This is a genomic window from Bartonella sp. W8151 (genome assembly GCF_016100385.1).
GTDB lineage: Bacteria > Pseudomonadota > Alphaproteobacteria > Rhizobiales > Rhizobiaceae > Bartonella > Bartonella apis.
Genome location: NZ_JACFSO010000001.1, coordinates 1 through 24,484, shown reverse-complemented (window position 1 = coordinate 24,484; position 24,484 = coordinate 1). Strand labels below are relative to the sequence as shown.

The window sequence follows — 24,484 nt, the reverse complement described above, 5'->3', positions numbered from 1 at the left end:
GAATATTATGATTTCAAACCCTAATCGCTTTTTAAAAGCGTGGGAAGAGGGGGAGGCATTGCAACCACTAAAATTCCGGCAACAGAGAAATGATATCTTTAGGCGTAAACCCCTGTTCGCGTAATGAGCGCAAACTTGTATCCTTGTTGGATTTTGATAATTTGTGCCCGTCATCACCAAGAACGAGCGGGTGATGGTAATAAAGCGGCGGTTTATAGCCGAGAATCATCTGCAACAACCGATGAACCGAAGTTGCTTGAAAAAGATCGGCTCCTCTTACGACATGGGTGATCTTCTGAAGAGCATCATCAACAACCACCGATAAATGATAACTTGTGGGGATGTCTTTGCGCGCGATGATAACGTCGCCCCAAAGTTCCGGACGGGCTATAATCTTCTTTGTTTGATTGCCATGAAATTCGTACCAAAAAAGATGACCGCCTGCAAAATCGATTGCAAGGTCCATATTGAGCCGCCAGGAAAAAGGCATACCAGCGGCAATCATCTCGCGTGCTTTTGTTTTTGAAAGCGAACGTTCATCAGTCGGATAAAGTGGAGTGCCATCAGGGTCACGCGGCCAATTCTTTCCCTGTCGTTCGGCCGTAACAATTTTTTCTTTTACTTCTCCCCGCGTTAAAAATGCGGGATAGACAAGGCCGAGTTGTTCAAGTTTATCCAGTGCTTTCTGATAATCTGAAAAATGTTCCGATTGTCGGCGGAAGGGCGTTTGAAATTCAAATCCCAGCCATGAAAGGTCTTCAACAATTGCATCTTCAAATTCTGTTTTGCAACGGGTTATATCAATGTTTTCCATGCGCAAAACGAGTTCGCCATTCAGTCTTCGGGCAATCTGCCGGTTGACAAGTCCAGAATAGGCGTGCCCCAGATGCAGATATCCATTGGGACTAGGGGCGAAACGTAACCTTATCGATTTAACGTTCACCACTTTTCCTGAAAGCACAAAATGCGCCGGCAAATCCCAAAATAGTCAGAAAGAGACTTGCAACACCATTCCATCCGGCAAAGGAAAGCCCGAGAAAATATCCTAATGCTTTATCACATGAAGGAGGGCGTTTGCTGTTCAAATTGGCAAGCAGATCATTTGCATCAGTAGTAATTGCAGTAGCGGCAGCCGAGCAGTCGGTCGGTCCTGGCCAGAATTTATATTCTGCACCGGCGTGATAGACAGATAACCCGAAATTATAAAGCATCAGAAGCGCGGTGATTAGAAACAGCGCACGGATGAGAAGACCGGGCTTCCCCTTTAAAGACAGGGCAAATGTTACAATCATCAAAGGAATGCCGGTATAATAGGGGATGCGTTCTTCGAGGCATAATTTGCACGGCATAAAGCCGCCAATATGTTCGAAGCCGAGTGCGGTTCCGATAGCGATCACCATAAAGATTAGCATCAAACACGACAGGATAGTTTGAAGTTTTCCGGATAGATGAATGGGTGAAGCAAAAGTAATCACACAAAATCCCCCTAGACCAGTATTTTATAGAAAATATAGGCAATTATCAGGATAGTGCAAGCAATGGCGATAACCCATTTCAATCTCGGCAAGAGATATTCGAGCACCGTCGCACCATAACGGCTTATCAACCAGGCGAGAGCATAGAACCGTGCACTGCGAGTGATAATTGCGGACAGGATGAAAATCCATATATTCATGCCCACGACACCGGCGAGAATTGTAACTACCTTGATTGGTGGAAGGTGTGATATTCCCGAAGTAATGAGCAACAGTAGAATAATTTCCATGCTGGTATTGCTGCGCAATGCTTCGAAAGTCTCGAATTTTCCGTAAAATTCAAGAACCGGTTTTGCTATAGCTTCATAGGCAAAATGGCCGATCAGCCAACCGGCTATTCCGCCAAGGACTGAAAAGAGCGAAGCGATAAACGCATAACGATAGGTCTTTTCTTTATTGATAAGCGACATCGGGATAAAAAGGACGTCAGCCGGAATGAGAAAGACAGAACTTTCTACAAAAGCGATAAATGCCAGCCAGTATTCGGCCGAGCGGCGTCCTGCTAGAGATAATGTCCAGTCTCCAAGCTTTTTGAGCATTTTTCATTCCTTGTCAATGACGTTACCTCTAATGGGGGTTAAAGCGTTAATCCAGTAGCTTGAACAAATTTTTTAAGATAATTGTGTGTAAGGCAGTTGACGAGACCTCGGTTCTTAATATAACTCAACAAATCCGTGACACATGGTTTGTGTCCTCACTTCATCGATGCGGGTGTGGTGGAACTGGTAGACGCGCCAGACTCAAAATCTGGTTCCCAAAAGGAGTGTCGGTTCGATTCCGACCACCCGCACCATTTGAACTTTCCTTCTCCTTTATATTTTCTTTTATTCCTTCTTTAGCGGTGTTTTTTGGAAAGTTCCTCGAAACAAATTTCTTATTTATAACTACCGGGTTGTTAATAATTTTATCTGTGCCAAGAAAACAGATGTTTACGCTTCGAGCTATCCGGTCTATTTGCTACCTGTCTATCTGTTAAAACGGAATCACCGATGATCCGCATTTCTTTGTACTTTCAGGTTAATTACGGAATATCCGGTTTATTTTTTCCCTATTATTTTCGTCCAACCGACCGGTTTTGATGAAAAAGCATGTTGAAAACATAACTTTCGATGCCTCAAATGGTGCAAATGAAACCACGAGCCGGTTTCACCTAAAAAATTGAAAAAGAATATCTTCACCAAATCTCCTTAGTCCATGTTAAAGCTATTGGTGAAATATTAAAATCAGCAAAGGGCCAATTCATGCAAAATACCGATGTCATTATTTATCATAACCCGCGTTGTGCAACCTCACGCAATGTAGTTGGTCTTGTGCGTGCCATGGGTTATGAACCCCATATTATTGAATATTTGAAGACGCCGCCGACACCGGAAATGCTCCTTTGGCTCGCTAGCCGCGCCAATGTTTCCATCCGCGATTTTTTAAGGACAAAAGAGCCTGCTTATAAAAAGCAAGGCCTGGACGATGAAACATTGCCGGATAATGTGATTGCCAAAAAAATGCACGATCATCCCGAACTCATCAACCGGCCGATTGTTGTTTGCGCCAAAGGTGTTCAACTGTGCCGTCCGGCAGAAACAGTAACAAACCTTCTAATTTTGCCTGAAGACTGAATTTTTCGAAAAAAAGATTTTTTTTAAAAGATAAAGAAAGCTCATGAGGGCTTTCTTTATCGCTGCCAACTTTATTGCTGCAAATATGATTTTTAGTACATTCGCAATAAAAATTATCGAATATCAATATTCGGAATTCAAACATGAAAAATTCATGTAATATTTTGGATATTCTATATTTGAATATTCTATAATTTAATAATGTAATTGTAATTTTATAGCGAAGAAGAGATATCAAACATTTGAATGCAATCGCAAAATCATAAATATTTTTTTATTGAAACGATAACGTTTTCTTTAAAATTTAAAAAGCCTGTCATTTCCCATATTTTTTAAGCAGCATATTTGCAAAATCCGGCACTGTTTTTGTTGCCGGTCCGGAAATGATTTCATCAAATAATGAATAGGAATTCGGGTTGGCCGCAAGGTTGAGTTCGAAACATTCGGCACCCGCCTGTTGTGCAAGCACTACAAAACCGGCGGCCGGATAAACGACACCTGACGTGCCGATTGCAGCAAAAATGTCGGCTTCAGCCAATGCCTTTTCGATTTGTTCCATATGAAAGGGAATTTCACCGAACCAGACAATATCGGGTCTTAGCTTTGCCTTGGCATGACAATGGGGACAGATGCTTTCTTCTGTCACATCCCCTTTCCATTCTGCTCTTTCATGACAGGAAAGGCATAAAACGTGGTCGAGGGTGCCATGCATGTGCAGAACATTTCGTGATCCTGCTTTTTCATGCAGATTGTCTACATTCTGTGTAACAAGCAGGAAAGAATCGGGAAAATGCTTTTCGAGTGTTGCAAGTGCCAGATGAGCTTTGTTGGGGCGCGCTTTCGCCGCATCGCGGCGGCGTTCGTTATAGAAATCATTGACGAGACGCGGTGATCGTGCAAAAGCTTCAGGTGTCGCGACATCTTCGACCTTATATTTGTTCCACGTGCCATCGCTGCCACGAAAGGTTTCCAAGCCGGATTCTGCGGATATACCGGCACCTGTTAAAATGACAATATTGGGTGATTTATTCATTTGTTACTCGTTCGTGACAAGGGTATTTCTGTTTAATAAACAATGCATATGCTACAAGGGTTTTTAAATAAAAGGAATCGTTCACTTGGCCTTGGATAGTGATAGCAAAAAAACACTCCGCCAGAAGGTTGAGGATGCAGATTTGGCATTGTCACTCAAACAACGTGCCAAAAACGATACGTCATGGGCTGAAGCCCAGATTGAGCTTTCCGAAGCGCTATTGGCACTGGCCGATGCAGAAGAAAATGAAGACGATGCGTTAACCCATTATAGCGAAGCTGCATCCGGTTTTGAAAAAGCTTTACAGGTTTTTACCCGCAAAAGCAATTTCACCCGTTGGGGAGGCATTGTTGTTTCCTATGTGAGGTGTTTACGTAACTATTCTTTGCGTGAAGGTGGCGAAATTGCTGTTTTGCGGTTGAAACGCGGACTTTCTTTACTCGACCAGGTCTATAAAGCTTTGCCGAAGAAGAAAGGCGCCTTTGATCGGGCACTCATTTTAACGGAAAAAGGCCATGTCTATCGTGCTTTGTCCGATATTGATTTGGCAAGACCTCGTGCAGAAAGACTGAAATTGGCAATGGCAGCATTTGATGAAGCCATTACTATTTTACGGGAAAAAGAAAATTTCCATTATTGGTCGCTCGCCGTTTCTGCAAGTGCGCTGGTTGCAGCAGAATTGGCACGGATTGAGCCCGCTGAAAAGGTTCGTGGCTATCTGGAACTTGCAATCGAACGATTCGAGACAGCACTGGTATTTTTTAGCGGGGACGATGCGCCGCAAGACCTTTCCTATGTTTATTTCGAAATGGGGCGGACATTGATGCAGCTTGCAACAATAAATAGCCCCGCAAACGTAGACCTTTTGGAAAAAACACTGATAGCCTTTGACAAAGCGAGTGACGCATTGAACGAAGATAGTGGAACTCAGGCTCTCTTTCGGCTTCAAAGTGAAACAGCATTGGCGCTTTCACTTCTTGCCCAGCAAAAAGATCGAGAGAATGCAATTGTGCTTTTGGAAAAATCGGCTTCACTCTATCGGTCGAATATAGCTTTGATCAAAGACCAGAACGAAGCTTTAGGGCTTGCCATTGCTTACGGCAATTTGGGAAAAGATCTAACGCAATTGGCGAATCTGGCTGCTTCACCTTCAGTGGAACTTGAAAAAAGATATGAAGCAATTTCCGCTTTGCGAAATGCAATCGGCAAAGAAATAAAACTTGCCCGTCCGCTTGACTGGCTTTCCTTCTTTATCGAGTTGGGAGCAGCCCTTCAGGCGGCCGCGAATGTCGAAGTGCCGGAAAAACGTGGGCAATTGCTGCGGGAAGCGGTCAAGTTTTATAATGAAGTTCTCGAGACGATCAAAGGTCAAAAGAATGACAAACTCGTCAACCGGATTTTGCAGTGGCGCGCGCTGGCACGCGCCCGACTTGGTGAAGATGAAAAAAGTCGTCAGGGTTTGATCTGGTTAAAACAGGCGGAACTCGATTTCCGTCTGGCAATTTCCAAGCTTGACCTTGAAAAGGATAAAAGTGATCTTTTCCGGCTTTATAGCAATCTGTCTCACGTTCTCTATTCTATGGCCAGACGGAAAGATTCCGAAATACCGGTTGATTTGTTGAAATCTGCCAATATTGCTGTTGAAACGGCTTTTCAACTTGTCTCTGACGGAGCTTCCAATAACGATGACGAGAAATTGGAGGCCCGTTCCCATCAGGCGCTCATTTTGTGGCGCTTGGGATCTTTTGGCGGCGTGCTTGATGCTTTTGAGAAATCACAAGCAATTTACGAGGAATTGCTTGTCTCGCCTCTAATGGAAAGCAAACATGGCAAGCTTGCAAATATAAAAATCAATTACGCTTTGATGTTGAAAGACCGGGCACAAAAATTACCGGCAACACAAGCCCGTCCACTGCTTGAAAAAGCTTCAAAGCTGATTGGTGAACTGAAAGAACAAGCACACGATAATAATGATAAGAAAGCACTCGTCCGGTATGATGAAGTGTTGACAGATATCAAGTCGAGCAGCGATGCACTTGCCAAAAAGCGGTTTTTCAACTTTTGGCCATTCAGCCGCAAATAACAGCTTTTTATTTTGCGTATGGATAGCCTTGATTGATGCTTCAAGTATCAATCGGTAAAGTGCACAACAACACCGGGTTTAACCAGTTTTGCCAGCTCTTCTGCATCCCAATTCGTCAAACGGATGCAACCGTGACTGGAGGTCTTTCCGATTCGTGAGGGATCGGGTGTGCCATGAATGCCATAAGTCGGCTTCGATAGCGCTATCCAGACTGTTCCAACCGGTCCGTTTGGCCCCGGTGGAATGGTCAGAATTTCATTGTTGCTTCCCTGCTTGAAATTGACTTTCGGATTATAAGTGTAATTCGGGTTGAAGGCGATGCGTTCAACCTGTACCGTTCCTGATGGGGATGGATTATCGGTCGAACCGATTGTTGCCGGATATGCCACAACAAGCCGACCTTCCGCATTATAGCCGCGTACCTGTTTGCGCGCCTTGTCGGCGACAATCCGGTCTACACTTTGCCGTTTCGGCAATTCCAGATTCGGTACCTTGATGGTTTCTCCGGCATGGGAAAAATGCGCCTGCGGATTGAGCTCTTGTAAAAAACTCTCATCAATATGGAAGCGTTCGGCCAACATTTCTCTTACGGATGTGTAAGCCATGGCAGGCATTTGTGCCTTCATCGCGTAATCGGCAGGAATCGAAGAAACATATTGCCGGTTTATATCGGCTTCGGTAATCGTATATTGGGTAAAAGCCGGACCGCCGGTTGCTTGCAGGGCCGAATCAAGGCGTTGTTTGTCATTCGGGTCGATAAAACGACCACTGATTTCGCTGGCCGCTGCTGCCGCCTTGTCGAAATTGCTTCCCGCCAGGCCATCAATTGCTCCCGGAGAGGACCCGAGGCGGTCCATCAGAATTTGTACGGCCGCAACTGTTTCACGTCCCTTCGGCACGTTGATTGCCGGCGTATGTTCGGACGGCATTTCGCCAGCCTGATAGCGAGGAGGATTTTTTCTGTAGGAACGCGGATTATCTTGTCCGTTGTCATGATAGGGCTTCGCGTCGGGTGCTTCCGGAACATCCCGATCATCATAAGGGGCACCGCCTTCCATTGGTCCCTGATTATTGGTCCCATAAGGCGGTGGTGTAACACCTTGCGGATAATTCTGCGGTTCTTCTACCCTTACGACCCGTCCATTTTCATCAACATAAATACGTCTTCCATATTGGTCCTGATAAATGCGCAATTGTTGATGGTGACGGGGTAAATCGGCAGGGTCATAAAGTTGCGCCAGTTCTATTGTTTCGTTTCTTTGTGCGCCACTTGAAAAAGCGGATGCCGTCGACGTCAGGAAGACAACGATCGTCAGGTAGGAAACTGAAGACATGTGGGAAGAAATGGAAGACATATGCAACATAAAAACCGCACGAACCTATACTGGCAAAACCCGGTTGATCAGACGAATTGGCATTTCTAGACCAATTTGACGGCAGGAAAAAGGCAAGTTTTATGCTCTTTCCGTTAAATTATTTTAATTGATTGCGTTTTTATCAATAGGCCGTTCAAAAGGTAAAATGTATTTCTGGAAGAAAAGCGTGAATTTTGTTTAAAGCAAAATGCATCGGTCCCTGACCGGTAACATTTTTTATGTTTCACGCTTTGTTTTGAACCATGAACGGTTTTTAAAAGCCATTTGAAAAACTGAAGTGATCTTAGCCGGTAAATCGTCGTTCTATGTAAAGGATTTGGCTTTTGTCAGGCATGGTTCTTTCCGGTTCATGCCGATATCGCTCTAATGACGACAATTGAATAACAATACTGGTGAACAAAAATACCGGTGAAGAGGAATTCAGGCCTGAAGGAGTGCAGGAAATTCTGGTGCTGCGAGAGAGGATTGAACTCTCGACCTCTCCCTTACCAAGGGAGTGCTCTACCACTGAGCTACCGCAGCTAAGAAAAATAGTTTTCGGGCGGCGTTCTGCCACATTGTAAAGAAATAGGCAAGCGGACATTCACTTTTCTTATAAGAAAAATCAAGGCAATATTCTTTGGCTGGCAATTTTTTAAACATGGTGTTATGACCGGAACCGTTTTTTTGAATATTCAACAGGTTTGAAGGATGGCAGATTCAATCGCGCAGCAACGTCGACAAATGCGGCTGGCACAACAATTGCGCGCCAATCTTTTGCGACGCAAGCAACAGGCACGGGAACGCGACGGGGCAAATGAAGTTGAACACCACGAAAAAACGGACGAACCCCGACATTCATCGGCAAAATAAGTTTGAAACGCCTTGTTGATCGACCGCTTTCTGTCCGGTTTGATCCTATTTTAAATATTATAGAAACCGTTTTCGGATAAATGTGTATCGAGTCCAGTTTACGCCACGTTTTGTTACTAAAGGCTAATTGGATAAACCGACAATAATCACTAATTGAAACCTCAGGAAAGGTCTTTCGGTATGGATCGTATCAAAATTATCGGCGGGAACCGTTTGAATGGTGTGATACCCATTTCAGGTGCAAAAAATGCAGCATTACCGTTGATGATTGCCTCTTTGCTTACTGATGATACATTGACGCTGGATAACGTTCCCCACCTTGCCGATGTCGAACAACTGATCAGAATTCTCGGCAATCACGGTGTCGACTATTCGGTGAATGGTCGTCGGCAACATCAGGATGGCGCCTATTCCCGCACGGTTCATTTTACCGCACGCCAGATTGTTACAACGCGCGCGCCCTATGAGCTTGTATCAAAAATGCGTGCAAGCTTCTGGGTAATTGCACCATTGCTCGCACGTATGGGGGAAGCTTGTGTCTCGCTCCCCGGTGGCTGCGCAATCGGAACGCGTCCGGTCGACTTTATCCTGCAGGGACTTGAAGCACTGGGTGCAGAAATCAATATCGAGAATGGTTATGTCCATGCCAAGGCACCGAAAGGATTGAGCGGAACGGAATTTACTTTTCCAAAAGTGACAGTTGGTGGCACCCATACCATGCTGATGGCAGCAAGTTTGGCAAAAGGCGAAACCGTTCTTCACAATGCTGCTTGCGAGCCGGAGGTGGTCAACCTTGCAGAATGTCTCAACGCAATGGGAGCAAAAATAAAGGGTGCCGGTACACCGACTATCTATATCAAAGGTGTAGACGGGCTTTCGGGCGCCCGCATCAAGGTAATTTCCGATCGTATTGAGGCCGGCACCTATGCAATGGCTGTTGCCATGACCGGCGGTGATGTGATGCTCAAGGATGCACGTCCTGATTACTTGCGTTCGGTGCTTGATACGCTTGCCAAGACCGGCCTTGAAATCAAAGAAAGCGACGAGGGCATCCGTGTTGCAAGAAATGGTCTTGATATTGTTCCGACCGATATTGAAACACAGCCTTTCCCCGGTTTTCCGACAGATTTGCAGGCGCAATTTATGGGGTTGATGACACGTGCAAAAGGTGTTTCCCACATTACCGAGACAATTTTTGAAAACCGGTTCATGCATGTTCAGGAACTGGCACGGCTTGGCGCCCATATTTCGCTATCAGGGCAGACCGCAACGGTTGAAGGCGTTGAACGGCTGTTAGGCGCACAGGTTATGGCAACCGATTTGCGCGCTTCGGTTTCTCTCGTTATTGCGGGGCTTGCCGCCGAGGGGGTTACAACAGTCAACCGTGTCTACCATCTTGATCGCGGTTTTGAACGGCTTGAAGAGAAGCTTTCAAATTGTGGTGCGCAGATTGAACGCATCAGTGGATAATGCCAATATCTTTCCTGTATGAAGAAGGATAATATAAAACAGAATGGGGTTGTAGGATGCCGCTTTTGAAATTGATAGCCATGGATGATGAAGATCTCGAGATCTTGTCAGCGCATTTGCAGGATGCGGTGGCCAAGGTTGCCGATCTTGATTGGCGTTGTGGTGAAAAGCGTTTTATTGCGGCACTTAACCGTTTTGCCTGGGAAGAACAGATGAAGGGCGGGCTGTTTTCGCGTGCGAAAACCGGCGAGCGCCATCGCACGGCTCTGCGTTTCGATCGTGTTTTAAGTGTCAAAACCCGCGGGTTCGATCGCGAGAAAAAAGACAATGTTTTGTCACTTCTAACAATGCAATTCCAACCGACAACAGCCCCCGCCGGTATTGTAACGCTGATTTTTTCCGGTGAAGCGGCAATCCGCCTTGAAGTGGAATGTATTGAAGCGCAATTGACCGACCTTGGTCCCGTTTGGCAAGCCAAGGCCAATCCCCATCACAGATAGTTTTTTCGACAGGAAAAAGAATGGCTCAAATTCTTCGTCAATCATCGGCAAATTTCGAAAACGAATTTCGAAAATTCCTTGATTCAAAACGTGAAGTTTCCCAAAGTGTTGATGACACTGTGCGCGACATTATCAAAACGGTTCGCGAACATGGTGATCAGGCTTTGATCGACTTATCGGCTAAATTCGATCGCGTAGACCTTAAAGAAAAAGGTTTGAAAATCAGCGAGAATGAAATTGATGAAGCGATGAAGCGCGTTTCACCAAAGACACTTGACGCTTTGAAGCTTGCCCATGATCGCATCGTTGTTTACCACCAGAAACAATTGCCAAAAGATGAACGTTTTGTTGATCATCTCGGTGTCGAACTCGGTTGGCGGTGGACCGCAGTCCAATCGGTCGGGCTTTATGTGCCAGGCGGCACAGCAAGCTATCCAAGTTCGGTGCTGATGAACGCTGTTCCCGCTAAAGTCGCGGGTGTCGAGCGCATTGTTATGGTGGTGCCGACACCGGATGGCCATCTTAATCCACTGGTTCTTGCTGCTGCAAAACTTGGTGGTGTGAGCGAGATTTATCGTGTTGGCGGGGCACAAGCTGTCGCAGCCCTTGCCTATGGTACAAAAACCATAAAGCCGGTGGCAAAAATTGTCGGGCCTGGTAACGCTTTTGTTGCTGCCGCAAAAAGGCAGGTGTTCGGAAAAGTCGGCATAGATATGATTGCCGGGCCTTCCGAAGTGCTGGTGATTGCTGATAAACTTAACGATGCCGACTGGATTGCCGCTGATCTTCTGGCACAAGCCGAACATGATACGGCTGCCCAGTCAATTCTCATGACCGATGATGAAGCTTTTGCAAACGAGGTCATGAAAGCGGTTCAAACGCAATTGAAGACATTGAAACGCGGCAAAACCGCTTCTTCAAGCTGGCAGGATTTTGGTGCGGTTATTCTTGTCAACGATCTTGAAAACGCCTTTCCGCTTGCCAATCGCATCGCACCGGAACACCTTGAACTGGCAGTTGAAAATCCTGATCGGTATTTACCTCTCGTTCGTAATGCCGGAGCCATTTTTGTGGGGCGCTATACACCGGAAGTAATTGGCGATTATGTTGGCGGTTCCAACCACGTTTTGCCAACCGCCCGTTCGGCAAGATTTTCATCGGGCCTTTCCGTCCTTGACTATATGAAACGAAGCTCCATTCTGAAACTTGGTGCAAATGAATTGCGCAAACTCGGGCCGTCGGCAATAGAACTTGCCAATGCCGAAGGGCTGGAAGCACATGGACGGTCCGTTGCAATAAGGTTGAATCTATAGCTTGTCGGGGAGGGGGAGTGTGGAGAAGGCGCGGCTCATTGATGTCGAACTTGATGAAACCATCGGGCGCTCGACGCCGGAGATCGAACATGAACGTGCGGTCGCTATTTTCGATCTTATTGAGGAAAATAGTTTCATGCCTGTGGGTGACACAGGAAGCGGCCCCTATAAACTGAAATTATCATTGGTTGACAGAAGGCTGGTTTTTGACATTTTTCGTGAAAATGGCGACCAGGTTGCCACCCACATTCTGTCGCTTGGACCATTCCGCCGCATTGTCAAGGATTACTACCTTATTTGTGACAGCTATTACGAGGCTATACGCTCTGCTTCTTTGTCAAAAATCGAAGCCATCGATATGGGGCGTCGGGGCTTGCATAACGAAGGTTCAACAACCCTGCAGGAACGTTTACGCGGTAAAATAGATATGGATTTGAAAACTGCACGGCGCCTTTTCACCCTCCTTTGCGTTTTATATTGGAAAGGGTGACAATGTCTGACAACCAGTTTCCGGCGAGCAAGCATCCCTCATCTGTTCTTTATGTCTGCGGGCAGAATTCTATACGCTCGCCAATTGCGGAAGCATTGACGCGTAAAATGTTTCCCGACATTTATGTTGCTTCTGCAGGCGTTGTAAAAGGCAATCGTGATCCTTTTGCAGCCGCGGTTATTGCCGAAGACGGGCTTTCCATGGAAGACCATAACCCGCGCGGATTGGAGGAATTGTCGGACGGATTTTTTGATCTTGTCATCACTCTTACCCCGCAAGCCCATCATGCGGTTCTTGAACGTATGCGGGGTTTTTCGGTCGATGTCGAATATTGGCCGACACCTGATCCGGCACTTGCAACGGGTTCGCGCGAGCAAATTCTTGATGCTTATCGTGATATCAGGAAAAATTTGAAGAAAAGGATATCTGAACGATTTGGCAGTAAATAACGCCCATACACTTAAAAAACCGGCATAAACTATGATGGCCTTTTGATTCAGATGTTCACAAATGGCCGAGAATAGGGTAGGTTTGCCGCCGTTGGATGGGCAGTTCAAGCTGCCTGTCGGATTTTGATCAAAATAAACAGTCTAGAAACAGGTAATTTATGGCCAAAGAAGAAGTCTTGGAATTTTCCGGCGTGATTACAGAGCTTTTACCCAATGCGATGTTTCGCGTAAAACTCGATAATGATCACGAAATCATCGCCCACACGGCAGGACGCATGCGCAAAAACCGTATCAGAGTACTTGCAGGCGATAAGGTTATGGTGGAAATGACACCTTATGACCTGACAAAGGGTAGGATTACTTACCGTTACAAATAAAATGATGACAGATTCTGTTATGCCGGAAGAAGATACGTTGGCAAAAACCAAGCTTGTTCTTGCTTCGGCTTCTCCGAGGCGTTTGGCATTGCTCCGTCAGATCGGTGTTTTCCCCGATCATTTGCATCCTGCCGATATTGATGAAACGCCACACCTTCTTGAACATCCACGTTTTCTGGCACGGCGTCTGGCAAAAGAAAAAGCTGAAAGGGGTGCCAAGCTCGTCCGCGTTCTACCGGGATTGGAAGAGGCTCTCGTTCTTGCTGCCGATACGGTGGTTGCTGTCGGGCGCAGAATTCTTCCCAAACCCGCCGACGAAGACGAAGCACGCGAATGTTTGCGCCTTTTGTCGGGACGTACCCATAAGGTTTATACGGGTGTTTGTCTTATCAATGCGAAGGGCAAAAGCCGTCATAAGCTTGTAGAGAGCAGAGTGCGTTTCGAGCGTCTTGGACGCGAAGTTATAGAAGCCTATCTTCTGTCGGGCGAATGGCAGGGTAAGGCCGGAGGTTACGCCATTCAGGGGCGGGCCGGTTGTTTTGCCTTGCAAATTAGCGGTTCCTATAGCGGGATTGTAGGCTTGCCGCTCGCTGAAACAGTAGAATTGTTGACGACGCAGAATTATCCCGTGTTTGAACGTTGGCAGAAAGATGAGGTCTGAAAATGGCTACATCGGATAAAGACCAATCCCGGGCAACCGCTAAAGTATATCCGCTGCGCCCGCCAAGGCCGTGTCCGGAATGTGGCAAACCTTCAACCCGCGAAGCTTATCCATTTTGTTCTGACCGTTGTCGCGCAATTGACCTTAACCGGTGGCTCAAAGGCGCTTATGTTTTACCGGGTAAGCCCTTTAACAATGCGGATGAGCAAGAATGAAACTCGTAAAGCCCGTTGCCATTTTCGACGCCGGTATCGGCTCTTATGCCATTGTGGATCTGTTACATAAAAGGCAGCCGAAGCGCGATATCCTCTATTTTGCCGATCGGGCGCATTTCCCATATGGAAAAAAGACAGCTGACGAGCTTGTCGGAATTGTCAAACAGACGTTCGAACGATTGATGCGCTATGACCCGTCGGCTATTATTATGGCTTCGAATGCACCTTCTATCATGGTGTTTGATCGCGTCAAAGATAGCTGCTCCGTGCCGCTTTATGGAGTATTTCCGCCGCTTGAAGAAGCGGAAAGAAAAAGCCGGAGTGGTCACGTGGCAATTATGGGTGTAGCCTCGATGGTGAAAAGCGAGATGGGGAAGGCATTTGTCAAAAATCACAGTAAAAATCCGGACAATGTCGCTCTCGTCAATGCTTCGGCGATGGTTGAACTGGTCGAAAGCGGGACTTTCTTGTTTGATCCGGAAAAGACACAAGCAGAAGTCAACCGTTTCATGGAAGACTTGCTTGCACGATATCCTTCGGTTGATACATGCACACTTTCAAGTACCCATCTACCTTGGCTTAAAAACTTCTTTGAAAAAGCGGCGCCACAATGCTGTTTTCTTGATCCGGCGGAAAGCATCATTGCAAAACTTGATAAAAGTGATGAAGGAAGCGGCTTTATTCAGGGGCTTGTAACCGAAAGTGCCGAATATCGGCTGCGCGATTTCGAAAATATGTTGCATAAGCTTGATGTCAACATTCCTTTGGAAGTTGTTAGAGACAACCGCAATTTTCCTTAAAAGCAATTTTCCCCGATTAAAGAGCGTTACCGTGATTCTTGCGGGCTTGCGCATTTTGTCGTTTTTCAGACTGTTTTTGATCTTGTCGAATTTGAATGCAACTCCCATATCAGGTGACGAGTACGGCTTGCCTAGAAGGGAGCTTGTCACTTCAACCCCGTAATGCCGTTTTATGGATTATGGGAAAAGGAGACGAGGATGAATTTAGAAAAATATACCGAGCGGGTGCAGGGGTTCCTACAATCTGCACAAAACTTTGCCTTATCATCAGACAATCAGCAGTTTGTACCGGAACATCTGTTAAAGGTATTGCTGGACGATAATGAAGGCCTATGTGCATCATTGATCGAGAAGGCGGGTGGCAATGTAAAAGCAGCAAAAGATGCTTTGGCAACAGCGCTAGCAGCATTGCCTAAAGTCAGTGGCGGCAATGGACAGCTTTATATGTCCGAACCGATGGCAAAGGTTTTTAACCGGGCTGAAGAATTAGCTGAAAAAGCCGGTGACAGCTTTGTGACAGTCGAGCGCCTTTTGCAAGCGCTCCTGATGGAACCGAACGCAAAAACAGCAGACATTCTTTCCAAAAGCGGGATCACGCCAACGGCGTTAAATAAGGCGATCAATGAAATGAGAAAAGGACGCACAGCTGATTCGGCTAATGCCGAAGCACAGTATGACGCATTGAAAAAATATGCACGCGATCTGACAAAAGATGCGCGCGAGGGGAAACTTGATCCTGTTATCGGCCGTGATGAAGAAATCCGCCGGACAATTCAGGTATTGTCGCGGCGCACCAAAAACAATCCGGTGCTGATTGGTGAACCGGGCGTTGGTAAAACGGCAATTGTCGAAGGACTTGCTTTGCGTATTGTGAACGGCGATGTTCCTGAAACTTTGCGTGACAAATCGCTTTTGGCCCTTGATATGGGAGCATTGATTGCCGGTGCAAAATATCGCGGCGAGTTCGAAGAGCGTTTGAAAGCTGTTTTGACAGAAGTTCAGGCAGCAAACGGCGAGATCATTCTGTTTATTGATGAAATGCATACTTTGGTTGGTGCCGGTAAATCCGATGGCGCTATGGACGCATCCAACCTGTTGAAACCCGCCCTTGCCCGTGGCGAACTTCATTGTGTTGGTGCAACGACACTTGAAGAATATCGCAAATATGTTGAAAAAGATGCGGCTCTTGCCCGTCGTTTCCAACCGGTTTTTGTTGATGAGCCCAGTGTCGAAGACACCATTTCGATTCTTCGTGGTATTAAGGAAAAATACGAGCAACACCATAAAGTCCGTATTTCGGATTCAGCCCTTGTTGCGGCTGCAACTTTGTCCAACCGGTATATTACAGACCGGTTTTTGCCGGATAAAGCGATTGACCTTATTGATGAAGCGGCTTCAAGGCTGCGTATGCAGGTTGATTCCAAGCCGGAAGAACTTGACGAAATTGATCGTCGTGTCATGCAGTTGAAGATCGAGCGGGAAGCTTTGAAAGCCGAAACCGATCCTGCATCGAAAGACCGTTTGGAAAAACTCGAAGATGAATTGGTCGAGCTTGAAGAACAATCGCATGAAATCACGGCAAAATGGCAATCGGAAAAACAGAAATTGGGTCATGCTGCCGAGTTGAAGAAACAATTGGAAGCAGCACGCAATAATTTGGCTATTGCCCAGCGTAACGGTGAATATCAGAAAGCCGGCGAGCTTTCCTACAGCATCATTCCGCAATTGGCTAAACAATTGGAAGAGGCTGAAAGCCAGGAAAATCACGGTTCAATTCTGGAGGAAACCGTCACACCCGATCACATTGCACAAGTGGTATCGCGCTGGACCGGTATTCCGGTTGATAGCATGCTGGAAGGCGAGCGTGAGAAACTTCTTAGAATGGAAGACGAGCTTGCCAAACGTGTTGTCGGACAAGGAGAAGCGATTCAGGCTGTTTCGCGGGCGGTACGCCGTGCACGTGCGGGCTTGCAAGACCCGAATAGGCCGATTGGTTCGTTCATTTTCCTAGGTCCAACAGGTGTTGGTAAAACCGAGCTCACCAAGGCTCTGGCAAAATTCCTGTTCCAGGACGAGACCGCAATGGTTCGTATCGATATGTCGGAATATATGGAAAAGCATTCGGTTGCCCGTTTGATCGGCGCTCCTCCGGGATATGTCGGTTATGAAGAAGGCGGCGCTTTGACAGAAGCGGTTCGTCGTCGGCCCTATCAGGTCATCCTGTTTGATGAAATTGAAAAAGCCCATCCGGATGTTTTCAACGTTCTGTTGCAGGTGCTTGATGACGGGCGCTTGACCGATGGGCAGGGTCGCACTGTTGACTTCCGCAATACGCTTATCATTATGACATCAAATCTCGGTGCGGAATATTTGACAGCGCTTGACGATAATGAAGAAGCTGAAAAAGCCCGTGACGATGTTATGGCTGTTGTGAAAGCTGCTTTCAGGCCGGAATTCCTCAACCGTGTCGATGAAATCATCCTGTTTCACCGGTTGCACCGGAAAGAAATGGGAGCCATTGTCGATATCCAGTTGCAGCGTTTGCAATCATTATTGTCGGATCGGAAGATCAAACTTGTTATTGACGATAGTGCTCGTGAATTCCTTGCCGACAAGGGTTACGACCCTGCTTATGGTGCACGGCCTCTTAAACGGGTTATCCAGAGAGAAGTTCAGGATCCACTTGCCGAAAGGTTGCTGATCGGTGATATTCTTGACGGCTCTACAGTCAATATTTCACGTGCTTCCGATCGTCTGATTTTTACGCCAACTCCGGCTCATCCTGTTGATGAATCGAAGGTGGAAGAAAAGGAAGCCGAAAGCACGGATAACAAAGACGACAAAAAGAAATCCGATGCAAAACAAAATAAGCCCAAGAAATAATAGCTTAGGCTCATGAAAAAAGGCCACTTTTCACAAGTGGCCTTTTCTTTAGGTTGAACTTTGATTTTCTTTATTGGGCAGGCGTTGCTACCGGTTCTTCGACCGGCTGTTTGGCAACCGGCGAGGTGTCGACCGTGATACCGGCGACAAGATGACCTTTACGATAATCGTAGATAACAAGTTCCGTGTTGCCTTCAGGTGTCAATGTTTCAAGCGCAATCATATCGTTCGAAAGGCTTTGCGAGAGGATACGAGTTCCTTGTGGCAAAGCAATCGAACGTTTGATGAATTCAGGAACAGCGGGTGCCGGTGTTTTTGCGTCACTTGCTGCATTATTGGCAGTCTCTGCACCGGGAACCGGATTTGCCTCTGTTTTTGTGACTTCAGCAGGTGTTTTGTCAGATGACGAGGAAGTTACCTTGTAGATGACTGCTGCCAAAATAATTAAAATCAGAATGATTGTTATGGCGATTGAAACAATCATCAAACGCATAAGCTTGCGTCTTACTCTTTCGACGGCAGGGTCCAATTGGGTTTGTGGCTGCGCAAGCTGTTGGTTATACGGATCCTGATAATCCATATCCTCAAAACCGGACTGATAATCATCGCGCATAGAAAATTCTCCATTGATAGTGCCCCGCATTTACGAGTTTCGCGGTCATCTTTCAATGGAAAATAAATTTTTTAAGCTTTGGTGAACAGTTTGCTAATTTAACAAAAACATTTCTTCACTTAAACTTTACGTCAGAGTAATTCTATTTACTCCTCATTACGCTGCCGGCTTGGTGGCGACTTTATCATTCGAGGCAATCGGTTTGTCTATTTTTCTAAGAGGTACGGTCAACTCTTCGTTGTCACTGTCATCATTGGTCAGCTCGACGATGAGATCGCCGTTCTCATCGACTCTCCAGTAAATGCTCAAGTCACCATTGATGAAATCCGGATCAGCTTTGATACATTGTCCAAAAACCATTTCATTGGTTTTGCCGATGTGATTGACCGACGGCAATAACTCCGCTTCACATGCTTCATGCGTGGGGTACACTTTGACCATGTCGTCGGCAGCATTGCAGGCCGAGAAACCATCTGTGCAGGAAACAAGCAACATTACGGCGATGACGGAATTCATGATCGACCCCTTCAGGAAAAACTTTAACAAGTGGATGATTTTATCTTTTTATACAAATATAACGGTTGTCGAAGCGATTTGTTCCGGAACAAAACACTTTTGGTGGAAAGTGGTTTTATTATGTCTGAATTAAGTTGAATTTTGCAGCAATAATCACCGTAAAATTTAAAAACAGACGAGCCGTAATCAATTGTAAAAATCGAAATATGTGTCTGGCAAAGCAAGGTGATAGACAACGCCATCGCCAGTAAATTCCAGACTTGCGGTTCCGCCTACGGAAATCGGAACAATCTTTTCCAACACAGCGCTGCCAAAACAAGCCTTGCGGTCATCATCCGGCGTATGGCCCGGCGCAAACACTTCATACCATGAAATATAAAGTTGCGAGGGACGCCCTTCGTCTCTTCTGATTTCACTTGTCACACGGACCAGTCCTTCAGGCTTTGAAAGGGCACCGTAGGAAAGAGAATTGACGATAAGTTCGTGAAACGCCAAACCGATATGCAAGGCTGCGCCGGGAAACAGATAAGGATCTTCTCCCTCGACCGTAAACCTTTTTTGTTCCTTTCCAAGGTAGCTTGATGCCTGACTGATAAAAAGCTCACGAAAATGGGCGCCACGCCAATTGGAATCTGTAACGATATCCTGAGAATGCGAAAGGGATTGAATACGCCCCTGGAATTTTCTTAAAAAAGTTTGCAGCGAATCGGTATAGCGCGCAGTCTGGCCCGCAACACTTTGGATAATAGCCAGAAGGTTTTTCGAACGATGGCTTAATTCCCGCAATAATGCTTTGAGAACTTGTTCGCGCCGTTGAAGTTCGGTGATATTCACGCCGGTTGTCAAAAGGCCAATAATTTCGCCTTCATCGTCACGGTGGCAGTCAATAGTAAATCTATACCATGAAATACGGTGCGACTTATTTTCGAAACGGGCTTCAATGGTTTCCATTTTGCCTGTCTTGAGCACCTTTGATTTGATGGATTTAAGCTGATTGGTGAGCGGTTCTGGTAGAAAATCGCTGTCAGAACACCCGATGCGCCATTTTTCTGCAAACAGTTGAGGCAGATTTTCTGCCCAGCGATAAATGAGATCAGGCGTCTCAAAAAGAACAAAAACATCGGCGCCGTGAATAGCCTGCACCAAGGCATTCACACGCGTTTTCTCAACCGCAAGAGCTGATTTGGATGCCGATGTCATAAGGATTTTGAGACCTTCTCTTCTTTTCTGTTTTCAAGATAAAACGTATTATTTCTTTGACGCATTTTCCTGAAAGAAGAGCGCCTGTGAAATGAGTGCCTTGACCATATCGGGATTGAACGGCTTGGTGACAAGAAAAGTCGGCTCCGGCCGCTCGCCTGTAAGTAGCCGTTCCGGAAATGCGGTAATAAAGATGACCGGAACTTCATGAGTCTTGATAATGTCGTTAACAGCATCAATACCGGAACTGTTATCGGCAAGTTGGATATCGGCAAGGATCATTCCGGGATTTTCCTTCTCTGCCATGGCAACAGCTTCGCTGCGCGTTCTCGCAATGCCGACCACTTGATGGCCGAGTGATTCGACAAGCTGCTCGATATCCATGGCTATCAAAGGCTCGTCTTCGATAATAAGTATACGTGTTGCCACCTGTTCGGAAATGTCGCGCGAAGCGTCGTTCAGCAAGGCTCTGAATTCATCGGCGTCGACATCCATAATTTCGGTGGCTTCTTTATCATTAAAGCCCTCGACAGCAATAAGAAGAAATGCCTGACGTGCTTTCGGAGTAAGATAGGAAAGTTTAGCCTTGGCTTTTTGTTCAATACCGAATTGAGGCAAGGGATCGGCAACATTCGGTGTCGTTTGGTCGAACAATTGACAGAAAAGCCGATAAACGCTGATACGATCCGAAGACGATTCCGGAAAAATCGATGTATCGGCGATCAAAGCTTCAAGCATTGCAGCAACATAAGCATCACCTGACGTTTGTGATCCGGTAACGGCACGAGCAAATCTTCTCAAATAAGGTAGATGCGGCGCGATGCGTGTTGATAAGGTCATGTAATAAACTCCTTCTGCCCCTGAAAGGGTGGCCATGACGGCTACCTGTGAAAGATTAATTCACGAATAATAAAAAAGTTCCAGCCCCTTGGAACTTTTTACTTGCTTCTATATTCTTTACTCAATGCGTGTTTTTATACACACTGTTATGCATTAACCGATAGCGTCATTTTTAAGGGACTGAAGATGGATGACAGCAAGGAAAAAAACGGATCCGCGTTTACCGATCCGCAAGATGATCTGCTTGGATCCAATAGTGAAATAGCGATTAAACTGCGGCAATTCTACACGGCAATTCAGGACGAAGAAATCCCCGAAAAGTTTCTCGATCTTCTCGAAAAACTCGATAAAGCCGAACAAGAGAACCAAAATTAATATGGGAAAGTAAAACCCATGAGCCCACATAATCCTGATTTCAAACGTGAACTTCTTTCAATTTTACCATCTTTGCGTGCTTTTGCTGTTTCGTTGAGCGGACAGCACGACAAGGCGGATGATCTCGTTCAGGACACAATCATGAAAGCTTGGGCAAAACAGAATAGCTTCGAGATTGGCACGAACATGAAAGCCTGGTTGTTCACAATCCTGAGGAACGAATTTTTCAGTCAAATGCGCAAAAAGGGGCGTGAAGTGCAGGATAGTGAAGGGGTATTCACAGAAAATCTTGCCGTTCATCCGTCCCAATACGGTTCCCTTGATTTGCAGGATTTCAGAAAAGCGCTTGATCAATTACCCGATGATCAGAAAGAAGCAATTATCCTCATCGGTGCTTCCGGTTTTTCCTATGAAGATACAGCCGAAATTTGCGGATGCGCTGTGGGGACAATCAAAAGTCGTGTCAGCCGTGCCCGCACCCGTTTACAGGAATTATTGGGCGTCAACGGGCAATCCGACTATGGTCCCGATGCCGATTCAGCTTCCACAACTATGCGTTCATTCACCAATCCCCGCTAAATCGGATAATTACGATAAGTCTAAGATTAGTGTCTTGTCATTTTCAGCCTTTGAGAATGATGTGTTGTCAAACTTCAATATCAAGTTCGAGAGTTCACGAGGTCTGTTGTTTTTGAAGCTTTGTCGCGGTTATGTGCCAGGAACGCATTGTTATTGGCAACAATACCGGAATATCTGTCAAAAATGTTAAAACAGACCGGCCGGCTTGAAATAATAACTTGAAATAATGGTCAAATATCCGACCGTGGATTGCGGCCCTTGTCATCCGTGTTGACAGTTGCTGCAAGTTTCTGGTCATCCTGTCCGTTGATAAGTGCTTCCAGTTTGTTCCGATCACGTTTGAAAGCTTCGAGATCTTTTCCATGCAATGATTTTGCATCGGGAAGACGAATGCGCATCGGGTCAACTTTGGTATTGTTGACGGAAACTTCGAAGTGACAGTGAGGACCTGTCGCGAGACCGCTCGAGCCGACATAACCGATAATTTGCCCCTGATGAACCTTTGCACCAGCTTTAATGCCGGGAGCAAAACTGTTCTGGTGAGCATAGGAGGTCACATAGCCATTTGCGTGGCGAATTTCTGTCTGATTGCCGTAACCGCGCACAGGTCCGGCTTTTGTAACGACCCCGTCGCCCGCAGCGACGATCGGCGATCCTCTCGGTGCACTCCAATCAACACCGGTATGCATGCGAACATAGCCAAGAACGGGATGTCTTCTGGGGCCGAATGGCGAACGGAAAATAGCGTTGGGCACAGGCTTGCGCAACAGAAACTGTTTTGAACTGCGACCTTGCGAATCATAATAGTCAATCGTTCCGTCATTTGAACGGAAACGATAATATTTGCGTGTTACACCGCCAAGTGTGGCGCTGACAAAACGAATTTCAGGTTCCGAACTTTCTGCTTCGTCCTTATTCGGCGTTGCATAAAATACTTCGAGCGTATCATTTGGAGATACCTGATCTTCAAGGTCAACATCATTGGCCATGACGCGAATGAGTTGGCGTGCCGTCGTTAACGGCATGTCATAACTTAAAACCGACCGATAAATTGCATCATAGATTGTCGGTAAATTCGACGCATTGATATGGGTGAGCGGTACGCCGCCTTCAAACGCGGTTTTTAAAACCGGAGTCATTTCCGGTTCATCGCTTCTTATAAATTCGTTTTTGTCGTTTAACGAAATGGACAATATATGGTGCATGCCATGATAAATGCTGGCACGTACGAGATGGTCATCATCTTTCGAATCGGTTTCTATTCCGATTCGTAGAACGCTGCCGGCGCGAAGTGTGTCGGAGCCGTTGAAACGGGCGAGTGCCTCGGCCAGCCGGTCGGCATCATCACCTTCATAATTGGCGTCATTCAAAGCGTTGATAATCGTCTGGGCTTTTCTGAACGGAATGATGTCTTCGGCATATTCGGCAGAATTGTCGGCTTGCGTTGCACGTGGGGAAATACTCACATTTTCCTGAATGATTTTTACATCCGGCATTTCGGAAAATTTGATGGAACCGAAATGACCCAATTGCGCAGGATCCAGATAATGGAGGGCGGCGACTCGTGTAATATTGTCGCCAAGGACAAATCCCGCAGCGCGAATATTCTGTTCGGCCTGTTCTGACGTCAGTGTATCAGAATCATCAAAGGTTGCCGTATTGACATCAAAGTCAACGCTATGAAGCGTAATTTCCGTTTCGACCTTGGTGCCATAAATTTGAAGATTGTTTTCCGGCTTGTCCCCTTGTTTGACTGACTGGTCGGTAAAAATCGTCAAGGCATTAAAAGGTGGATATTTCAAATTGCTTGGCCGGTCTTCTGCAAGCGCCATGCGCACAAGTTCAAAAGGTTGAGTGCGGATGACTTCCTTTTCACCCTGCTTTTGCATGATAGACAGATCGAAATGGCGCCGGTCATCAAAATTCTTCCGCGGTACCACCTGGGCGATTCGATCAACTTTTTTCTCTTCCGATTCTTCTGCCTCGATTGTCGGAAGTTCTGCCTGCGTCATCAGTTCGGGGGGCGTTGCCAGTTGCTCACGTCCATCGAGCGCTACAAACAGAGCAACCCCCATTAACGTACATGAAGTAACACCGGTCAAAATCGTACCGGCAAGCCAACGGATAGAAATTTGTCGACGATCAGGTTGCCGACGCCCGTCGGCGACGAGCGCAGGATCTTCTCCCGGATCATTGGTAAAACGTCGATCTTCTAACATAAATTCAACAAATGGTTTCCAAGAACAAAATTGGCAATATTCTTTTTCCGGTTTCTTTCATGCCTAAAACTGAAAGAAGTTATAACATCAATAGAAAGAAGAATTCTGCCACACGGATTGGCAAAAGAAAAGGCATCAGATTATCTGCTGCCACTGATATGAGCACTCTATAGATTGAGAGCTGTAATTCAGGACAACAACATACTGCTCGAAAACAGTTCCAGCAGAGTATGGTTTTCTACTAAAGAACGAATGCGGCCAGTTTTTGACCAAAAAATCTTCAGTTATCAACTGCTGGAAACCGGTAGGAAGAAATTTTGCCGGCAAACCGGTTCTTTTCAACGGTGTTTTGGAAAAAATGAAAAAAAATGAAAAAAAATGAAAATTGTCTGTTGACTCTGGGAGAAAGTGAGGTCTATATGAGCGCCACAACGAGGGCGGTACGCCGCTGGCGACAGTGAGTTGCGCTCTTGGAAAGAACGGATAGATTAA

26 protein-coding genes and 2 tRNA genes are annotated in these 24,484 nt (G+C 46.1%); 16 read left to right on the top strand and 12 right to left on the bottom strand.

Annotation, left to right across the window (positions count from 1 at the left end; translation table 11 throughout):
• Window positions 1-67: 67 nt before the first annotated feature.
• From gluQRS to H3V14_RS00125, 3 genes are all read right to left on the bottom strand, one after another.
• The gene (gene gluQRS / locus H3V14_RS00135; RefSeq protein WP_369522664.1) at window positions 68-943 is read right to left on the bottom strand and encodes a tRNA glutamyl-Q(34) synthetase GluQRS; all 876 of its coding nucleotides are present in this window, start codon (window positions 941-943) and stop codon (window positions 68-70) included.
• A complete protein-coding gene (locus H3V14_RS00130; RefSeq protein WP_083650178.1) occupies window positions 933-1,412 on the bottom strand; it encodes a disulfide bond formation protein B in 480 nt (159 codons plus the stop codon). Before H3V14_RS00130 ends, gluQRS begins: the two co-directional genes overlap by 11 nt.
• 74 nt (window positions 1,413-1,486) lie before the next feature.
• A complete protein-coding gene (locus H3V14_RS00125) occupies window positions 1,487-2,074 on the bottom strand; it encodes a YqaA family protein (RefSeq protein ID WP_198226009.1) in 588 nt (195 codons plus the stop codon).
• A 168-nt stretch (window positions 2,075-2,242) separates the two neighbouring features.
• Here H3V14_RS00125 and H3V14_RS00120 point away from each other — a divergent pair.
• Together H3V14_RS00120 and arsC are read left to right on the top strand one after the other, a co-directional pair.
• Window positions 2,243-2,328: transfer RNA gene (locus H3V14_RS00120), tRNA-Leu, on the top strand.
• A gap of 448 nt (window positions 2,329-2,776) precedes the next feature.
• Window positions 2,777-3,148 (top strand): arsenate reductase (glutaredoxin), encoded by a 372-nt coding sequence (arsC, locus tag H3V14_RS00115; protein ID WP_075869282.1) that lies wholly within the window; start codon window positions 2,777-2,779, stop codon window positions 3,146-3,148.
• Window positions 3,149-3,464: 316 nt separating this feature from the next.
• Here arsC and H3V14_RS00110 read toward each other — a convergent pair whose 3' ends face one another.
• Window positions 3,465-4,181, bottom strand: a complete 717-nt coding sequence (locus tag H3V14_RS00110) for an NAD-dependent deacylase (protein WP_198226008.1) — start codon at window positions 4,179-4,181, stop codon at window positions 3,465-3,467.
• An 85-nt stretch (window positions 4,182-4,266) separates the two neighbouring features.
• Between H3V14_RS00110 and H3V14_RS00105 the strand changes: the two genes are divergently transcribed.
• Entirely contained in the window at window positions 4,267-6,264 is a 1,998-nt protein-coding gene (locus tag H3V14_RS00105; RefSeq protein ID WP_198226007.1) for a hypothetical protein, read from the top strand.
• A gap of 47 nt (window positions 6,265-6,311) precedes the next feature.
• Here the strand turns inward: H3V14_RS00105 and H3V14_RS00100 are convergent, their stop codons facing one another.
• Both H3V14_RS00100 and H3V14_RS00095 read right to left on the bottom strand, forming a co-directional pair.
• Entirely contained in the window at window positions 6,312-7,628 is a 1,317-nt protein-coding gene (locus H3V14_RS00100) for a L,D-transpeptidase (RefSeq protein WP_198226006.1), read from the bottom strand.
• 459 nt (window positions 7,629-8,087) lie between these two features.
• Window positions 8,088-8,162: transfer RNA gene (locus H3V14_RS00095), tRNA-Thr, on the bottom strand.
• 168 nt (window positions 8,163-8,330) lie between these two features.
• Between H3V14_RS00095 and H3V14_RS00090 the strand changes: the two genes are divergently transcribed.
• The 11 genes from H3V14_RS00090 (at window position 8,331) to clpB (ending at window position 17,650) form a co-directional block, all read left to right on the top strand.
• Window positions 8,331-8,492, top strand: a complete 162-nt coding sequence (locus H3V14_RS00090) for a hypothetical protein (protein WP_198226005.1) — start codon at window positions 8,331-8,333, stop codon at window positions 8,490-8,492.
• Window positions 8,493-8,672: 180 nt separating this feature from the next.
• Entirely contained in the window at window positions 8,673-9,962 is a 1,290-nt protein-coding gene (gene murA / locus H3V14_RS00085) for a UDP-N-acetylglucosamine 1-carboxyvinyltransferase (RefSeq protein ID WP_198214530.1), read from the top strand.
• A gap of 56 nt (window positions 9,963-10,018) precedes the next feature.
• Window positions 10,019-10,462, top strand: a complete 444-nt coding sequence (locus tag H3V14_RS00080) for a DUF2948 family protein (RefSeq protein ID WP_198226004.1) — start codon at window positions 10,019-10,021, stop codon at window positions 10,460-10,462.
• Between the two features lie 20 nt (window positions 10,463-10,482).
• Window positions 10,483-11,775 carry a histidinol dehydrogenase gene (hisD, locus tag H3V14_RS00075; RefSeq protein ID WP_198226003.1) on the top strand — a complete coding sequence of 431 codons (1,293 nt, stop codon included), beginning with the start codon at window positions 10,483-10,485 and terminating at the stop codon, window positions 11,773-11,775.
• A 19-nt stretch (window positions 11,776-11,794) separates the two neighbouring features.
• Window positions 11,795-12,265 (top strand): UPF0262 family protein, encoded by a 471-nt coding sequence (locus H3V14_RS00070; RefSeq protein WP_075869275.1) that lies wholly within the window; start codon window positions 11,795-11,797, stop codon window positions 12,263-12,265.
• 2 nt (window positions 12,266-12,267) lie between these two features.
• The gene (locus H3V14_RS00065; protein ID WP_075869274.1) at window positions 12,268-12,714 is read left to right on the top strand and encodes a low molecular weight phosphatase family protein; all 447 of its coding nucleotides are present in this window, start codon (window positions 12,268-12,270) and stop codon (window positions 12,712-12,714) included.
• A gap of 158 nt (window positions 12,715-12,872) precedes the next feature.
• Window positions 12,873-13,091 carry a translation initiation factor IF-1 gene (gene infA, locus H3V14_RS00060; protein WP_075869273.1) on the top strand — a complete coding sequence of 73 codons (219 nt, stop codon included), beginning with the start codon at window positions 12,873-12,875 and terminating at the stop codon, window positions 13,089-13,091.
• 4 nt (window positions 13,092-13,095) lie between these two features.
• Entirely contained in the window at window positions 13,096-13,752 is a 657-nt protein-coding gene (locus H3V14_RS00055; protein WP_246784945.1) for a Maf family nucleotide pyrophosphatase, read from the top strand.
• 2 nt (window positions 13,753-13,754) lie between these two features.
• Window positions 13,755-13,967 carry a DNA gyrase inhibitor YacG gene (gene yacG, locus H3V14_RS00050; RefSeq protein WP_198226002.1) on the top strand — a complete coding sequence of 71 codons (213 nt, stop codon included), beginning with the start codon at window positions 13,755-13,757 and terminating at the stop codon, window positions 13,965-13,967.
• Window positions 13,964-14,767, top strand: a complete 804-nt coding sequence (locus H3V14_RS00045; protein ID WP_198226001.1) for a glutamate racemase — start codon at window positions 13,964-13,966, stop codon at window positions 14,765-14,767. The genes yacG and H3V14_RS00045 overlap by 4 nt, the downstream gene beginning before the upstream one ends.
• 198 nt (window positions 14,768-14,965) lie before the next feature.
• Window positions 14,966-17,650, top strand: coding sequence for an ATP-dependent chaperone ClpB (clpB, locus tag H3V14_RS00040; protein ID WP_083639739.1), 2,685 nt, complete (start codon window positions 14,966-14,968; stop codon window positions 17,648-17,650).
• Window positions 17,651-17,720: 70 nt separating this feature from the next.
• On the opposite strand, the gene H3V14_RS00035 is transcribed toward clpB, so the two are convergent.
• The 4 genes from H3V14_RS00035 to H3V14_RS00020 all read right to left on the bottom strand — a co-directional run bounded on the left by H3V14_RS00035 (window position 17,721) and on the right by H3V14_RS00020 (window position 20,819).
• On the bottom strand, window positions 17,721-18,263 hold the full coding sequence (locus H3V14_RS00035) for a hypothetical protein (RefSeq protein ID WP_198226000.1): 543 nt from the start codon (window positions 18,261-18,263) through the stop codon (window positions 17,721-17,723).
• A gap of 156 nt (window positions 18,264-18,419) precedes the next feature.
• Window positions 18,420-18,779, bottom strand: coding sequence for a hypothetical protein (locus H3V14_RS00030; protein WP_198214536.1), 360 nt, complete (start codon window positions 18,777-18,779; stop codon window positions 18,420-18,422).
• Window positions 18,780-18,965: 186 nt separating this feature from the next.
• Entirely contained in the window at window positions 18,966-19,979 is a 1,014-nt protein-coding gene (locus H3V14_RS00025) for a PAS domain-containing sensor histidine kinase (RefSeq protein WP_198225999.1), read from the bottom strand.
• 48 nt (window positions 19,980-20,027) lie between these two features.
• A complete protein-coding gene (locus H3V14_RS00020; protein ID WP_198226476.1) occupies window positions 20,028-20,819 on the bottom strand; it encodes a response regulator in 792 nt (263 codons plus the stop codon).
• Window positions 20,820-21,005: 186 nt separating this feature from the next.
• Here H3V14_RS00020 and H3V14_RS00015 point away from each other — a divergent pair, with 186 nt between their 5' ends.
• Together H3V14_RS00015 and H3V14_RS00010 are read left to right on the top strand one after the other, a co-directional pair.
• Window positions 21,006-21,194, top strand: coding sequence for a NepR family anti-sigma factor (locus H3V14_RS00015; protein ID WP_198225998.1), 189 nt, complete (start codon window positions 21,006-21,008; stop codon window positions 21,192-21,194).
• 18 nt (window positions 21,195-21,212) lie between these two features.
• Window positions 21,213-21,773, top strand: a complete 561-nt coding sequence (locus H3V14_RS00010) for an RNA polymerase sigma factor (RefSeq protein ID WP_075869267.1) — start codon at window positions 21,213-21,215, stop codon at window positions 21,771-21,773.
• Window positions 21,774-22,003: 230 nt separating this feature from the next.
• Here H3V14_RS00010 and H3V14_RS00005 read toward each other — a convergent pair whose 3' ends face one another.
• The gene (locus H3V14_RS00005; protein ID WP_075915472.1) at window positions 22,004-23,992 is read right to left on the bottom strand and encodes a M23 family metallopeptidase; all 1,989 of its coding nucleotides are present in this window, start codon (window positions 23,990-23,992) and stop codon (window positions 22,004-22,006) included.
• Window positions 23,993-24,127: 135 nt separating this feature from the next.
• Window positions 24,128-24,484 (bottom strand): hypothetical protein (locus H3V14_RS10765; protein WP_210326508.1); only part of this gene is annotated, 357 nt, incomplete at its 5' end.

What these genes read in the sequence shown, in the direction of transcription:
- H3V14_RS00065 (WP_075869274.1), top strand. Translation starts at nt 12,268, where the DNA reads ATGTCTGACAACCAGTTTCCGGCGAGCAAGCATCCCTCATCTGTTCTT.
- H3V14_RS00005 (WP_075915472.1), bottom strand. Translation starts at nt 23,992, where the DNA reads ATGTTAGAAGATCGACGTTTTACCAATGATCCGGGAGAAGATCCTGCG.
- yacG (WP_198226002.1), top strand. Translation starts at nt 13,755, where the DNA reads ATGGCTACATCGGATAAAGACCAATCCCGGGCAACCGCTAAAGTATAT.
- H3V14_RS00035 (WP_198226000.1), bottom strand. Translation starts at nt 18,263, where the DNA reads ATGCGCGATGATTATCAGTCCGGTTTTGAGGATATGGATTATCAGGAT.
- clpB (WP_083639739.1), top strand. Translation starts at nt 14,966, where the DNA reads ATGAATTTAGAAAAATATACCGAGCGGGTGCAGGGGTTCCTACAATCT.
- hisD (WP_198226003.1), top strand. Translation starts at nt 10,483, where the DNA reads ATGGCTCAAATTCTTCGTCAATCATCGGCAAATTTCGAAAACGAATTT.
- H3V14_RS00025 (WP_198225999.1), bottom strand. Translation starts at nt 19,979, where the DNA reads ATGACATCGGCATCCAAATCAGCTCTTGCGGTTGAGAAAACGCGTGTG.
- H3V14_RS00015 (WP_198225998.1), top strand. Translation starts at nt 21,006, where the DNA reads ATGGATGACAGCAAGGAAAAAAACGGATCCGCGTTTACCGATCCGCAA.
- H3V14_RS00030 (WP_198214536.1), bottom strand. Translation starts at nt 18,779, where the DNA reads ATGAATTCCGTCATCGCCGTAATGTTGCTTGTTTCCTGCACAGATGGT.
- H3V14_RS00045 (WP_198226001.1), top strand. Translation starts at nt 13,964, where the DNA reads ATGAAACTCGTAAAGCCCGTTGCCATTTTCGACGCCGGTATCGGCTCT.
- arsC (WP_075869282.1), top strand. Translation starts at nt 2,777, where the DNA reads ATGCAAAATACCGATGTCATTATTTATCATAACCCGCGTTGTGCAACC.
- H3V14_RS00010 (WP_075869267.1), top strand. Translation starts at nt 21,213, where the DNA reads ATGAGCCCACATAATCCTGATTTCAAACGTGAACTTCTTTCAATTTTA.
- H3V14_RS00090 (WP_198226005.1), top strand. Translation starts at nt 8,331, where the DNA reads ATGGCAGATTCAATCGCGCAGCAACGTCGACAAATGCGGCTGGCACAA.
- H3V14_RS00055 (WP_246784945.1), top strand. Translation starts at nt 13,096, where the DNA reads ATGACAGATTCTGTTATGCCGGAAGAAGATACGTTGGCAAAAACCAAG.
- infA (WP_075869273.1), top strand. Translation starts at nt 12,873, where the DNA reads ATGGCCAAAGAAGAAGTCTTGGAATTTTCCGGCGTGATTACAGAGCTT.
- H3V14_RS00110 (WP_198226008.1), bottom strand. Translation starts at nt 4,181, where the DNA reads ATGAATAAATCACCCAATATTGTCATTTTAACAGGTGCCGGTATATCC.
- H3V14_RS00130 (WP_083650178.1), bottom strand. Translation starts at nt 1,412, where the DNA reads ATGCTAATCTTTATGGTGATCGCTATCGGAACCGCACTCGGCTTCGAA.
- murA (WP_198214530.1), top strand. Translation starts at nt 8,673, where the DNA reads ATGGATCGTATCAAAATTATCGGCGGGAACCGTTTGAATGGTGTGATA.
- H3V14_RS00020 (WP_198226476.1), bottom strand. Translation starts at nt 20,819, where the DNA reads ATGACCTTATCAACACGCATCGCGCCGCATCTACCTTATTTGAGAAGA.
- H3V14_RS00125 (WP_198226009.1), bottom strand. Translation starts at nt 2,074, where the DNA reads ATGCTCAAAAAGCTTGGAGACTGGACATTATCTCTAGCAGGACGCCGC.
- H3V14_RS00100 (WP_198226006.1), bottom strand. Translation starts at nt 7,628, where the DNA reads ATGTTGCATATGTCTTCCATTTCTTCCCACATGTCTTCAGTTTCCTAC.
- H3V14_RS00080 (WP_198226004.1), top strand. Translation starts at nt 10,019, where the DNA reads ATGCCGCTTTTGAAATTGATAGCCATGGATGATGAAGATCTCGAGATC.